This window comes from Brachymonas moutaii (nom. illeg.) (assembly GCF_049977365.1).
In the GTDB taxonomy this organism is placed as follows: Bacteria; Pseudomonadota; Gammaproteobacteria; order Burkholderiales; family Burkholderiaceae_C; genus Brachymonas.
Genome location: NZ_JBNGEN010000001.1, coordinates 617,603 through 630,863 on the forward strand (window position 1 = coordinate 617,603; position 13,261 = coordinate 630,863).

Consider the following 13,261-nt stretch of genomic DNA (forward strand, 5'->3'; position numbering starts at 1 on the left):
AGCAGAGATTGTCCCGGTCCCATCGTGCAGCGGCCGCAGCTCCCGGGGAAAATCCCGATACGCCCCACAGCCCTCACCGGCACCGTGCCGGCTGGGTCACTGCCGCGCGGTGCGTGCAAGGGAGGGCATGGCCTGCGGATGGCTGCTGCGCCAGGGGTTGATGTCGAGCCCCCCACGGCGGGTATAGCGCGCATAGACAGACAGCCGAACCGGCTCGCAGCGCCGCCAGATGTCGGTGAAGATGCGCTCCACGCACTGCTCATGGAACTCGTGGTGGTTGCGAAAGCTCACCAGATAGCGCAGCAGTCCCTCGTGGCTGATCTGGGAGCCGCTGTAGGCAATCTGCACGCTGGCCCAGTCCGGCTGGCCTGTCACCAGGCAGTTGCTCTTGAGCAGATGACTCGTGAGAGTCTCGGTGACCATGCCCTCTTCGGGCCGGGTGACGAGCAGGTGCGGGGCAGGCAGGTAGTCGGTGCACTCGCAGTCCAGGCGGTCGAGACTCAGGCCGGAGAGCTCATGCAGCTCCTGCTGATCGAACTGCTCGGGAGTGACGAGGCGTACGCCGATGCTGGCGTCCATGGTAGGCGCGCCGCGCCAGACGGCTTCGTTCACATCCGCGAAGATGCGCGTGCGCACTGCTTCGGCATCGACAAAGACGCTGTTGTTGAAACTGTTGAGGTAGAGCTTGAACGACTTGCTCTCGATGATGTGCGGGGTCTCGCAGGGAATGTGCACCTGCAGAATGGCCACCTGCGGCTTGCCGCGCAGATTGAGCCAGCTCAGCTCGTAGCCGGTCCACAGATCGGCCCCGATGAAGGGCATGCGCCCCGTGAGCCCGATCTCGATCCGCTTGGGCTCGCGTGGCAGGGGAAACAGCAGGCCGGGATCATAGGCGTCGGCATAGGCCGAGCGCTTGCCGAGTTCGGACTGTTCGGGGGTATGACGGATTTCCATGGCTCAATCCTCCAGCCGGCGACGGAACACCAGGCGATCCGGCCCCGACGCCGGCGCGTCATAGGCATAGCCTTCGCGGTCAAAGCTCCGGAGCCCTTCGACCGAGGCGACGCGGTGTTCCACGGCATGGCGCACCATGAGCCCGCGCGCCCGCTTGGCGTGGAAGCTGATGATCTTGTAGCGTCCGCCCTTGAAGTCCTCGAACACGCACTCCACCACGCGCGTCTTCAGGGCCTGCAGGTCCACCGAGCGGAAATACTCCTGCGAGGCCAGATTGACCAGCACGCGCCCCGCTTCGGGTTCCTGCGCCAGGCGCTCACGCAGGTAGCGTGCGATGCGATCGCCCCAGAACTGGTAGAGATCGCGGCCACGCGGATTGGCAAGGCGCGTGCCCATTTCGAGGCGGTAAGGTTCGAGCAGATCGAGCGGGCGCAGCACGCCGTAGAGGCCGCTCAGGATGCAGAGGTGCTGCTGCAGCCAGTCGAGCTGTGCGCCGTCCAGGCTGCGGGCATCCAGGCCCTCGTACACATCGCCATTGAACGCCAGCACGGCCGGGCGGGCATTGTCGGGGGTCGCCTGTTCGCTCCAGACGGCATAGCGTGCCACATTGAGGGTGGCGAGCTTGTCGCTGATGTGCATGAGCTCGGCGAGCTGTTGCGGGGACTGGTCGCGCAGCACCTGCACCAGTTCTGCCGCCTGATCCATGAACATGGGCGCGCTGTGGGCGGAAGTGGCAAGAGGTGTCTCGTAATCCAGAGACTTGGCAGGAGATACAACGAAAAGCATGGCAGAAGGCAAATGGGCAGGACGCTCCGCAAGAGGCCTGCCCACCCGGCGCCCGGTGTTCCGGGCATCAAGACTCCCCGGCCATCAGCCGTCGAGCCCCGTCTCGACCTTCACCTGGTCGATCACCTTGCGCAGCAGGTCTGCGGAATGGGCCAATTGTGCCAGCTCGTCGGGCAGCAGGGGGTAGCGCAGCACCCGCTCGATGCCCTGTGCATTGACGACACAGGGCACACTGAGCACCACGTTGTTCAGGCCGTACTCGCCATTGAGCTGGGTGCCCACCGGCAGCACGGAATGCTCGTTGATGGTGATGGCCCGGATGATGCGGAACACGCTTGCGGCGATGCCGTGGTTGGTGTTGAACTTGCGCCGGAAGATCTCGATGCCGGCCTGCTTGACATCCTCCAGCAGGGCCGCCTTGTCGAACGGAGGCATGCCATGGGCCACACAGTAGTCGTCGATCGACAGGCCGGCGATGTTGGCAATGCTCCAGGGAATCGTGGCACTCATGCCATGCTCGCCCATGACCATGCCGAAGACGTTCTTGGGATCGAGTCCCACACGGTCGCCCAGGATCTTCATGAGCCGCGCCGTGTCGATCACGCAGCCCGCACTGATGACGCGATCCGGCGGATAGCCGGTGTTGCTGACGATGAAGTGCGCCAGCACGTCGCACGGGTTGGTCACGATGATGAGGATGGCGTCTGGCGCATAGTGTTCGAGCTCCCGCGCGATCTCCACGCAGATGCCCGAGTTGATCTGCGCGAGCTCCTGGCGGTCCTGCCCCACCTTGATCTGCGCGCCTGCCGTGATGATCACGACATCACTGCCAGCCGCATCGGCATAGTCGCCTGCCACGATGTGCGTGTTCTTCGAGAAGGCCAGCGCACTGGTATGGCTGAAATCGAGTTGTTCGCCTTCGCTGCGGTCACGGTTCTTGTCCACCAGCACCAGCTCGCGGCACTCACCCATGGTAAGGATGTAGCTGCAGACCGCCACACCGACGGCCCCCGCTCCGATCACAGAGATTTTCATTGGTCATGTACTCCATTGCGGGGCCGGATCAGCCAGTCCGTGCACCATGCACGGGTACTGTGCATGCTCCGGCCCCACGCGGGGATGGTAGCAACAAGCATTCCAGTCCGCGGCCGCCGCCGCAAGCCTGCAGGACACTCCCCGGAAACAGACCGTAAGGTTCCGATACACCATACAATATATTTATTAATATAATGATTGCCATGCGCATCGTTTCCTCGCTTTTCTCTTTCCAATCCTCTCTCCTTTTCCTGCGGGCACGCACATGACGCTGCATCTCACCAGCATCCTTCTCGGGCTCGGCATCGGGGCCGTCATGGGACTGACCGGCGCCGGAGGCGGCATTCTGGCCATACCGGCTCTGGTGCTCGGCTCAGGACTGGGCATGGTCAGCGCCAAGCCGGTCGCCCTGGTGGCCGTCTCTCTCGGCAGCGCCCTGAGTGCAGCCGATGGGCTGCGCAGAGGGCTGGTGCGCTACAAGGCAGCCTTCTACATGGTGCTGCTGGGTGCCTTGACCGCGCCTGTGGGGCTGTGGCTGGCGCACCAGGTGTCCCCCGAACTGCTCGCCCTGCTCTTCAGCGCCATCATGCTGTTCGTGGCATGGCGAACATGGCGCAGCACGCTGGCGCGGCATGCTGCCCAGGCCCACACCGTCGATGCCCCCTGCCGCCTCGACCCTGAAACCGGGCGCTTCTGCTGGACGCCCGCCTGCTTTCTCACGCTCGGAAGCATCGGCGCGGTGACGGGGCTGTTCACCGGCATGCTGGGCGTGGGAGGCGGATTCTTCATCGTGCCCATGCTGCAGCGCTATACCAATCTCACCCACCACGGCATCGTGCTGACGTCGCTGGCGGTCATTGCGCTGGTGTCCGGCACCACGGTCCTGCAGGGCACGCTGCATGGCTCGACCTCCATTCCCCCCGAGGGATGGTATTTCATCGCCGCCACGGCCGTGGGCATGCTCGCCAGCCGCATGGTGGCCCACCGCATCCCGCACACCCTGCTCAAGCGCGGCTTTGCCGCCCTGGTGCTGCTGGCCACCGTGCTGCTGCTGATGCGCACCTTTGCCCCCCAGTGGCTGCCCATGGCGGCCTGATCGCCCCCACAAGGAGACAAGCATGGCCCCTCAAGTCGTCGTTACCCCCTTCTTCGACAGCTTTTCAAGCACCTTCAGCTACGTGCTGCATACCGGTCCGGGCAGTGCCTGCGCCATCATCGACCCGGTGCTCGACTATGATCCCAAGGCCGGGCGCACCGGCACCCACAGTGCCCAGCGCATCGTCGACCATGTACGTGGCCTTGAGCTCGATGTGCAGTGGATCATCGAGACACACGCCCATGCCGATCACCTCACCAGCGCGGCATGGCTGCACGAGCAGGTGGGGGGTACCGTGGTCATCGGCCAGCCGATCACCACCGTCCAGCGCACGTTTGCCGGCATCTTTCACCTGCCGGAGCTGGCCTGCGACGGCAGCCAGTTCGGGCAACTGATGTCCGATGGGGACCGCATCGCCCTGGGAACGCTCCAGATCGAGGCCCTGCATGTCCCGGGACACACCCCGGCCGACATGGCCTATCGCGTACACACGCCGACCGGACAGGCCGATCTGGTGTTCGTCGGCGACACGCTCTTCGCGCCCGATGCCGGCACGGCACGCTGCGACTTCCCGGGCGGCAGCGCGCAGGACATGTACCACTCGGTGCGTCGCCTGCTGTCCCTGCCTGCCGATACGCGCATCATGCTCTGTCACAACTATGCCGAGGGAGTGGCAGCCAACCCCGCCGCCTACTGCGAGAACACGGTGGGCGAACACCGCCGATACAACATCCACGTGCATGACGGCATCGCCCTGGAGGCCTTCGTGTCCATGCGCCAGACCCGCGACGCCACGCTGGACATGCCCCAGCTCATCCTGCCGGCCGTGCAGGTCAACATCCGCGCGGGCCACCTTCCGGCCGCTGAATCCAACGGCACCCGCTACCTCAAGATCCCTCTGAACGTGCTGTGACGCCCTGCGGGATTCCCGTCCGCCTCACCCCGCCTGCACACCCGGGCGCCCACTGCAGACGGCCTGAGGCACGGGGTTCGCGAGGCCGAACAAGACGGCCGGGAGATGCATCCGCTGCTCCCACGTCTTAAAATCGTTCCTTCACGACACAGTTTCCGTGCGGAAGCCAGTCCTGGCACATGCCCCCTGGCGCTCTGGCACGCCCGGGCAATTGCCTGTGATGGCGGGTTCAATGCCCCTGCAGCCGCATCGGCACAGGGGGTGTCCTGCATATGCAGATGACACCCTGCGCCGCCCCCATCCCGAACTGCCGTCCCCTGGAATTCATTGCCCGTCGGCCTGCCTTGGCAGCAGGACGGGTTCGTCGCACGCCTCTCTCCATTCCATCCGATTCATCATGACCGAAGCCCTGCAACAACCTGCGCTGGCCGCACTGACCAAATCCTTCGAACCCGCCGCCATCGAGGCCCAATGGGGCCCCGAATGGGAGCGTCGCGGCTATGGCCATGCAGGTTTCCGCGGCACCGGCCGCCCCGATGCCGATGCCGCCGCCCGCCAGGAGAACTTCGCCATCCAGCTCCCGCCGCCCAATGTCACCGGCACGCTGCACATGGGGCACGCCTTCAACCAGACCATCATGGACAGCCTCACGCGCTACCACCGCATGCGCGGCTTCAACACGGTCTGGATTCCCGGTACCGACCACGCGGGCATCGCCACCCAGATCGTGGTGGAACGCCAGCTCCAGAGCGCGGGCACGAGCCGCCACGACATGGGCCCCACCCCCACGGAAGCCCGCAAGAACTTCATCTCCAAGGTCTGGGAATGGAAAGAGGAAAGCGGCAGCACCATCACCACCCAGATGCGCCGCATGGGCGACAGCGTGGACTGGAGCCGCGAATACTTCACCATGGACGACAAACTCAGCCGCGTGGTCGTCGACACCTTCGTGCGTCTGTACGAACAGGGCCTGATCTACCGCGGCAAGCGCCTCGTGAACTGGGACCCCGTACTCAAGTCGGCCGTGTCCGACCTGGAAGTGGAAAGCGAGGAGGAAGACGGGTTCCTGTGGCACATCGCCTACCCGCTTTCCGATGGCAGCGGCAGCCTCACCGTCGCCACCACGCGCCCCGAAACCATGCTGGGTGACGTGGCCGTCATGGTCCACCCCGAGGACGAACGCTACAGCGCCCTCATCGGCAAGACCGTGCGCCTGCCGCTCGTGGGACGCGACATCCCCGTCATCGCCGACGCCTATGTCGACCGCACCTTCGGCACCGGCGTGGTCAAGGTCACCCCGGCCCATGACACCAACGACTATGCCGTGGGCCAGCGCCACCAGCTGCCCATGATCAGCATCCTCGCACTCGATGCCACCGTCAACGACAACGCCCCCGAAGCCTATCGCGGCATGGACCGCTACGTGGCACGCAAGGCGGTGCTGCGCGATCTGGAAGCCCTGGGCGTGCTCGTGCAGACCCAGAAGCACAAGCTCATGGTGCCGCGCTGCGCCCGCACCGGTGCCGTGGTCGAGCCCATGCTCACCGACCAGTGGTTCGTGGCCATGAACACGGTCGGCAAGGGAGACGCCACCGGCAAGAGCATCGCCCAGAAGGCCATCGATGCCGTGCAGGGCGGCGCCGTCCGCTTCGTGCCCGAAAACTGGATCAACACCTACAACCAGTGGATGAACAACATCCAGGACTGGTGCATCAGCCGCCAGCTCTGGTGGGGGCACCAGATTCCCGCCTGGTACGACGAGGAAGGCCAGGTCTACGTCGCCCGCACCGAGGCCGATGCGCAGGCACAGGCTCCCGGCCGCACCCTCACGCGCGACCCCGACGTGCTCGACACCTGGTACTCCTCCGCTCTGGTGCCCTTCAGCAGCCTGGGCTGGCCCGACGCACTGTCCCAGCAAGACCCCCTCAAGGACTATGACCTCTACCTGCCCAGCACGGTGCTCGTCACCGGCTACGACATCATCTTCTTCTGGGTCGCCCGGATGATCATGATGACCACCCACTTCACCGGCCGCGTCCCCTTCCGGCATGTCTACATCCATGGGCTCGTGCGCGACGCACAGGGCAAGAAGATGAGCAAGTCCGAAGGCAACGTGCTCGACCCGGTCGACCTCATCGACGGCATCGAACTCGCCCCCCTGCTCGACAAGCGCACCCGCGGCCTGCGCAAGCCCGAAACCGCTCCCCAGGTCCGCAAGGCCACCGAAAAGGAATTCCCCGAGGGCATTCCCGCCTACGGTGCCGACGCCCTGCGCTTTACCTTTGCCGCACTGGCCAGCCTCGGACGCAGCATCAACTTCGACAGCAAGCGCTGCGAGGGCTACCGCAACTTCTGCAACAAGCTCTGGAACGCCACCCGCTTCGTCCTCATGAACTGCGAAGGCCACGACTGCGGCCTCGTGCACCCGAGCGGAGCCGAAAAAGTCTGCGACCGGACCTTCAAGACCTTCACCCCTGCCGACCGCTGGATCGTCAGCCGCCTCCAGCGCGTGGAAGCCGAAGTCGCCCGTGGCTTTGCCGAATACCGTCTCGACAACGTGGCCAACGCCCTCTATGACTTCATCTGGAACGAGTTCTGCGACTGGTACCTGGAAATCGCCAAGGTCCAGATCCAGACCGGTGACGAAGCCTGCCAGCGCGGCACCCGCCATACCCTGATCCGCACGCTGGAAACCCTGCTGCGCCTCGCCCACCCCGTCATTCCCTTCATCACCGAGGAACTCTGGCAGAAGGTGGCCCCCCTCGCCGGCCGGACGGGAGATTCCGTGAGCGTGGCGGCCTACCCTGTCAGCAACCCCGAGAAAATCGACGAATCCGCCGAGGCCCACGTCACCCAGCTCAAGCACATGGTCGACGCCTGTCGCAACCTGCGCGGCGAGATGGGCGTCTCTCCCGCCCAGCGTCTGCCGCTCTATGCCCTGGCTGCCGGCCCCGACAGCGCAGCCTTCCTCGCGCAGACGGCCCCGGTGCTCAAGGCCCTGGCCAAGCTGGGCGAAGTCCGCGTCTTCGACGATGAAGCCACCTGGCAGACCGCAGCCCAGGCCGCTCCCGTGGCCGTCGTGGGCGAAGTCCGCCTCGCCCTCTTCATGGAAATCGACCGCGATGCCGAACGCGCCCGCCTGGGCAAGGAAGCCACCCGCCTCGAAACCGAAATCGCCAAGGCCAACGGCAAGCTCTCCAACCAGAACTTCGTCGCCAAGGCCCCGGCCGCCGTCATCGAACAGGAACGTCAGCGCGTCGCCGACTTCGGCGCCACCCTCACCAAGATCCGCGAGCAATTGGCCCGTCTGGGTTGACGCCACCGCCCTGCACGGCGTAGCCTGAGAGATACTGTCCGTTTCCTGACGGGAAGACGGACCCTTTCTCGACGGTTGCGCCGTTTTTTTTCATTTCTTGCATCTTCCGAACCGATCACATGGACACCATGGCCTCCCCCTCCACCTCCTCCGCGCTCGCCCCCCTCACCGTAGACGGCTACCTCAGGAAGATCCTCAACGCCCGCGTCTACGACGTGGCCCACGAGACCCCCCTCGACCACGCCCGGAACCTGAGCCGCCGCCTGGGCAACACCGTGCTGCTCAAGCGCGAGGACCAGCAGCCTGTCTTCAGCTTCAAGCTGCGCGGCGCCTACAACAAGATGGCTCAGCTCTCGCCCGAACAGCTCAAGAAGGGGGTCATCTGCGCCTCCGCCGGCAACCATGCCCAGGGCGTTGCACTGGGTGCGCGCAAGCTCGGCACCCGCGCCGTCATCGTCATGCCGACCACCACCCCGCAGCTCAAGATCGATGCCGTCAAGGCGCTGGGCGGCGAAGTCGTGCTCGCCGGCGAAAGCTACAGCGATGCCTATGACCAGTCCGTCAAGCTGCAGCAGGAAGAAGGCCTCACCTTCATCCACCCCTTTGATGACCCCGACGTCATCGCCGGGCAGGGCACCATCGCCATGGAAATGCTCCAGCAGCTCCAGGGACTGCCCCACCGCAACCTCGACGCCGTGTTCGTCGCCATCGGCGGTGGCGGCCTGGCGGCCGGCATCGCCAGCTACATCAAGGCCGTGCGCCCCGGCATCAAGGTCATCGGCGTGCAGATGAACGACTCCGACGCCATGCTCCAATCCGTGCAGGCAGCCCACCGCGTCACCCTGCATGATGTCGGCCTCTTCTCGGACGGTACCGCCGTCAAGCTCGTGGGCGAAGAAACCTTCCGGCTCTGCCGCGAGCTTCTTGACGACTACGTCGTCGTCAACACCGATGCCGTCTGTGCCGCACTCAAGGACATCTTCGTCGACACGCGCAGCATCGTCGAACCGGCCGGCGCCATGGGCGTGGCCGCCATCAAGCAGTATGTGGCCACCCACAAGTGCAAGGGCCAGACCTTTGCCGCCGTTCTCTGCGGCGCCAACATGAACTTCGACCGCCTGCGCTTCGTGGCCGAACGCGCCGAAATGGGCGAGGAACACGAAGGCCTGTTTGCCGTCACCATCCCCGAGGAGCGCGGCAGCTTCCGCCGGCTGTGCGAGCTCATCGCCAACATGGGCGGCGCCCCGCGCAACGTCACCGAATTCAACTACCGCATGCGCAGCAGCGAAAAGGCCCACGTCTTCGTCGGTCTGAGCACCCACGGTCATGGTGAAAGCGAAAAGATTGCCCAGAAATTCATCAAGCAAGGCTTCAGCACGCTCGACCTCACACACGACGAGCTCGCCAAGAGCCACATCCGCTACATGATCGGCGGCCTCAGCGACGTGGCCACCGACGAGCGGCTGCTGCGCTTCTTCTTCCCGGAACGTCCCGGGGCCCTGATGAAGTTCCTGCATCTGATGAATCCCGACTGGAACATCAGTCTTTTCCATTACCGCAATCAGGGTGCCGACTCCAGCCAGGTCCTCGTCGGGATCCAGGTTCCCGCCCGTGATGCCGCCGATTTCCAGGCTTTTCTCGACACGCTCGACTATCCCTACGTCGAGGAAACCGACAGCCCGGTCTACCGCATGTTCCTGTAAGGCTTACACTGCGGCGTCACCGCCACATCAATGAGAACTTTAGGAGTCTTCAGCACAAACATACGATCCTAGGTATTCAAAACATCCTTCTGTCGCTAGAATGTATACATCGGTAAGCGGTGAAACGTATTTTTTCGTTCTCTCGTATGCATCGATGTTCTCACATACCCCCATTGGAGCAGCGACAGATGGTTCTCGACAAAGTCCTCCTCGTGACGGCATGCGCCGCATTGGTCAGCGGATGCACCGGCATTTCCTACGGAGACCGTCACCTTCCCCCGGTGGACCAGGCCGCCATGAATGCCGACAGTGCCCGCATCCAGCAGTCCGAACGCACCGAGCGTGCCGAACTGCGCAAGGAGCGACGCGAAGAGATGATGGACGCGGCCGACGCCATCCATCGCGCCCGTGGAGATGTGGCGCCCGTCTATGTGGCGCCTGTGTACCTGATTCGTTAATTGACTGGAGACTCCTTCTCATGAAAAAACTCATCCCGATCTCCGCAGTGCTGCTGTCCACGGTGCTGACGGGCTGTGCCACCGGCGGTTCGGTGGGCGACTACGCCATGGGCGACGATTCCGCCGCCATCAAGCAGGGGCGCAACAAGGAATCCGCGCAGCTCTCCGTCGCCGAGCTCCGCCAGCACCGTCGCCAGCGCCAGAATACTTCCGAGGAGCTGGCCCTCGAAGCCCAGAAGCGCCAGGCCAAGCGTGACGAGATCAACGGCACCCTGGCCACGGTCAACAACGGCCTGATGACCACCAACGGCGTGATCGGTACCGTTCGCAACCTGCGCTGGGGCTTCTGATCCGCACTTTCCACCGCAGAGCCCAGGGGCTGCCTTCATCGGCAGCCCTTTTTTTGTTTTAGGATTCCGGAGGTAAGGGGGTTTCCTCCTCCCCAAGGAAAGGCAGCTCCCGCCCTTCATCACGGATGTCCTCCCATGAACCTTCTGGCACGCCAACTGGTGCTGGCCCTGCAGTTTTTCACCCGCATTCCACTTCCAGGCGCACTGGTCACATGGGCGGGGTATACCCCGGCGCTCATGCAGGCATCGCTGTGCCATTTCCCGGCCATCGGCTGGATCACGGGGGCACTCTCCGCAGGCTGTTTCCTGCTCACCCTGCATCTGTGGGGTGCCCCGGTCCTGACCATGGCCGCTCCCTCGCTGCTCATGCTGCTGGCATCGCTGGCAGCCGTTCTGTGCAGCATCTTCGTCACAGGTGCCCTGCACGAGGACGGGCTGGCCGATGTGGCCGATGCGCTCGGCGGTGCAGCCAGCCCCGCCCGTGCGCTTGCCATCATGAAGGATTCGCGCGTGGGGAGCTACGGTGTGCTGGCTCTCATCGCCAGCCTGGCGCTGCGCGTGCTCCTGCTGGCGTGCATGGGCATCGTGCAGCCCTTTCTTGCCGTCTGCGTGATCGTCGGCTCCCACGTCATCTCGCGCTTCTTTCCCCTGCTGCTCATCCGCCTGCTGCCCTATGCCCGCACGGATGACAGCTCCAAGACCGTGCAGGCCATGGGCGAGATGCATGCGGTCTCCCTGTGGTCGGCTGCGCTGTGGTGCCTGCCGCTGGCCCTGTGCTACTGGCTGCCCCAGGGCGCCTGGCTGGTAGCCATCCTGGGCGTGGCCACGCTGGCGTCCGCAGTGGCTGCATGGGCCATGTACGGATGGTTCCGCAAGCGGCTCGGCGGCTACACCGGGGATTGTCTCGGGGCCACCCAGCAGGTCTGCGACATGGTTTTCCTGGCCGCCGCACTCACGGCCGTGCTCCGGGCCATGGGCCAGCTCTGAGCCCTGCCAGACCGACATGTCCATGCACCAGCAGACTGGGCCTTTGCCCCTTTCAAGCCCATTGTGGCTGCTGCGCCATGCACGCCCCTGCATTGCACCGGGAATCTGCTACGGCCAGCACAATGTCGAAGCCGATCCCGGCCACACCGAGGAAGCCGCCCTTGCCATGGTGCAGGCCGTGCTGGATCATCGCAGCGCCCAGCCGGATGTCTGGCACGCACCGCTCCGGCTGGTGGCATCTCCGCTCGGCCGCTGTCTACAGCTTCAGGAGGCACTGGCGACACGACTGCAGCCGCTGGGCATCCCTGTGACCTGCTCCTGCGATACACGTCTCGCGGAAATCCATTTCGGCACATGGGAAAACCGTCCCTGGTCCGACATCACACCGCAAGAATGGGCGCTCTGGATGGCCTCCTTCATGGATTTTCGCCTTGGAGGCAAGGGCGAAACCGTGCGCGAGCTGATCTCCCGCGTTTCCGAGCTGGCCATGGCACACCAGCGCTGCCGGATACCCACCATCTGGATCACCCATGCAGGTGTCATGCGTGCCACAGCCCTGTTGTGGCAGACCGGATTCGATCCGCTCCGCGGCACGCTCACCGCAGCACAATGGGCAGGCCTGGAGGCCGCCTCTCCTGGAGGCTACCGGCTCATGGCTCCCATTGTTCCGTCGAATCCCCTCATGAACGCCAGGGAGTAGAGCGGAACCTGTTCGTCAGCGGCGACCAGTGTGTGCGTGCCGTCACTGCCCGTTGAAGGCGTCCCCTCCCGCCTGCGCTCCATTGCCGGTAGTACCCGCCCCGGCTCTGCGCGTCTTGGCCGGATTGGCTGCCTGGGCAGGCGCAGTGAGATCTGCTGCCGAATCCACGGGCACCGCATCCGCTGGCGCTGTCTTGGAAAGCGTGGCGTCCGGCTGACGTCCCGTACCGCTGTCTGCTCGGGGAGCAACGGGTGCCACATCATGGCCCAGCTGGACTCCCCCCGGCGCCATGATCTCGCCCGGATGGCCACTGTGCCCGCCACCACCTCCGGCCACGGCACCGCTGCCGGCCAGCTGGGTCGGCTGCACAGGAGAGCCCTGGAGGGCAGGTTTGCGGGTGAGCAGCTGTGTCTGCTCCTGAATGTCCAGATTGCTGACCGAAGCGGCCGAGGCATCCCCCGCCGCTTCCATGTCCGACGCAGGCTGCGTGGACTTCATCCGCCAGCCGAAGTAGATGCCGCCGATCAGAGCGACGGCCGCCAGCCCTGCCACCAGAGGGACAGTCCATTTCTTGAGCAGTTTTTCCACGTTCAGGCTGTTGGGCATAGAGGGTGAATTCCAGAAAATGCATGCAGGGCCGCCACTTCGCCCACCGGTCCGGGAATTTTCCCGAAGGCTCGGCATCTCGCGCGGAATCCTGTTCCGGATTCCCCTGCGCAACAGGGCTGCCCCTCCAGTCGCGGCACAGCTGGAAAATCAACCTTCTGGGAGCCTCCAGAAGGCAGCATTCCCACGCCTCCTGCGCGACACTGCCTGCGATTATGCGGCGTTTAGGGCCCGCATGTGAGTCTCAGCCTCGCCATCCGTCCGGTTTTCTGCCCCGCGTCCTTTCCTGTCACCGTCGCATCAGCCCGTGAACGATTGGGCTATCATCGTCCCGATTCACCTCACCATTCCTGCCGC

Annotated in this window: 12 protein-coding genes; 8 read left to right on the forward strand and 4 right to left on the reverse strand. The window is 64.6% G+C overall.

The window, feature by feature from the left end; all coding sequences use genetic code 11:
• Positions 1-96: 96 nt before the first annotated feature.
• From queF to ACP2WS_RS02775, 3 genes are all read right to left on the reverse strand, one after another.
• Positions 97-954 (reverse strand): NADPH-dependent 7-cyano-7-deazaguanine reductase QueF, encoded by an 858-nt coding sequence (queF, locus tag ACP2WS_RS02765; protein WP_426459384.1) that lies wholly within the window; start codon positions 952-954, stop codon positions 97-99.
• Positions 955-957: 3 nt separating this feature from the next.
• Positions 958-1,740: a peroxide stress protein YaaA gene (gene yaaA / locus ACP2WS_RS02770; RefSeq protein WP_426459386.1), complete on the reverse strand. Its 783-nt coding sequence runs from the start codon at positions 1,738-1,740 to the stop codon at positions 958-960.
• An 84-nt stretch (positions 1,741-1,824) separates the two neighbouring features.
• Positions 1,825-2,775: a lactate/malate family dehydrogenase gene (locus tag ACP2WS_RS02775; protein ID WP_374491248.1), complete on the reverse strand. Its 951-nt coding sequence runs from the start codon at positions 2,773-2,775 to the stop codon at positions 1,825-1,827.
• Positions 2,776-3,040: 265 nt separating this feature from the next.
• Here ACP2WS_RS02775 and ACP2WS_RS02780 point away from each other — a divergent pair, with 265 nt between their 5' ends.
• The 8 genes from ACP2WS_RS02780 to ACP2WS_RS02815 all read left to right on the forward strand — a co-directional run bounded on the left by ACP2WS_RS02780 (position 3,041) and on the right by ACP2WS_RS02815 (position 12,298).
• The gene (locus tag ACP2WS_RS02780; protein WP_426459389.1) at positions 3,041-3,871 is read left to right on the forward strand and encodes a sulfite exporter TauE/SafE family protein; all 831 of its coding nucleotides are present in this window, start codon (positions 3,041-3,043) and stop codon (positions 3,869-3,871) included.
• Between the two features lie 22 nt (positions 3,872-3,893).
• Complete coding sequence (locus ACP2WS_RS02785; protein WP_426459391.1) at positions 3,894-4,784, forward strand: MBL fold metallo-hydrolase; 891 nt, start codon at positions 3,894-3,896, stop codon at positions 4,782-4,784.
• Between the two features lie 397 nt (positions 4,785-5,181).
• On the forward strand, positions 5,182-8,100 hold the full coding sequence (locus ACP2WS_RS02790; protein ID WP_426459393.1) for a valine--tRNA ligase: 2,919 nt from the start codon (positions 5,182-5,184) through the stop codon (positions 8,098-8,100).
• Between the two features lie 119 nt (positions 8,101-8,219).
• Positions 8,220-9,803 carry a threonine ammonia-lyase, biosynthetic gene (gene ilvA / locus ACP2WS_RS02795; RefSeq protein ID WP_426459396.1) on the forward strand — a complete coding sequence of 528 codons (1,584 nt, stop codon included), beginning with the start codon at positions 8,220-8,222 and terminating at the stop codon, positions 9,801-9,803.
• 188 nt (positions 9,804-9,991) lie between these two features.
• A complete protein-coding gene (locus ACP2WS_RS02800; protein WP_374491260.1) occupies positions 9,992-10,261 on the forward strand; it encodes a hypothetical protein in 270 nt (89 codons plus the stop codon).
• 20 nt (positions 10,262-10,281) lie between these two features.
• Positions 10,282-10,611 carry an NGK_0946 family protein gene (locus tag ACP2WS_RS02805; RefSeq protein WP_374491262.1) on the forward strand — a complete coding sequence of 110 codons (330 nt, stop codon included), beginning with the start codon at positions 10,282-10,284 and terminating at the stop codon, positions 10,609-10,611.
• 135 nt (positions 10,612-10,746) lie between these two features.
• Positions 10,747-11,598, forward strand: coding sequence for an adenosylcobinamide-GDP ribazoletransferase (locus tag ACP2WS_RS02810; RefSeq protein ID WP_426459399.1), 852 nt, complete (start codon positions 10,747-10,749; stop codon positions 11,596-11,598).
• 16 nt (positions 11,599-11,614) lie between these two features.
• Complete coding sequence (locus ACP2WS_RS02815; RefSeq protein ID WP_426459400.1) at positions 11,615-12,298, forward strand: histidine phosphatase family protein; 684 nt, start codon at positions 11,615-11,617, stop codon at positions 12,296-12,298.
• 42 nt (positions 12,299-12,340) lie between these two features.
• Here the strand turns inward: ACP2WS_RS02815 and ACP2WS_RS02820 are convergent, their stop codons facing one another.
• Positions 12,341-12,904 carry a hypothetical protein gene (locus tag ACP2WS_RS02820; RefSeq protein ID WP_426459402.1) on the reverse strand — a complete coding sequence of 188 codons (564 nt, stop codon included), beginning with the start codon at positions 12,902-12,904 and terminating at the stop codon, positions 12,341-12,343.
• Positions 12,905-13,261: the final 357 nt, after the last annotated feature.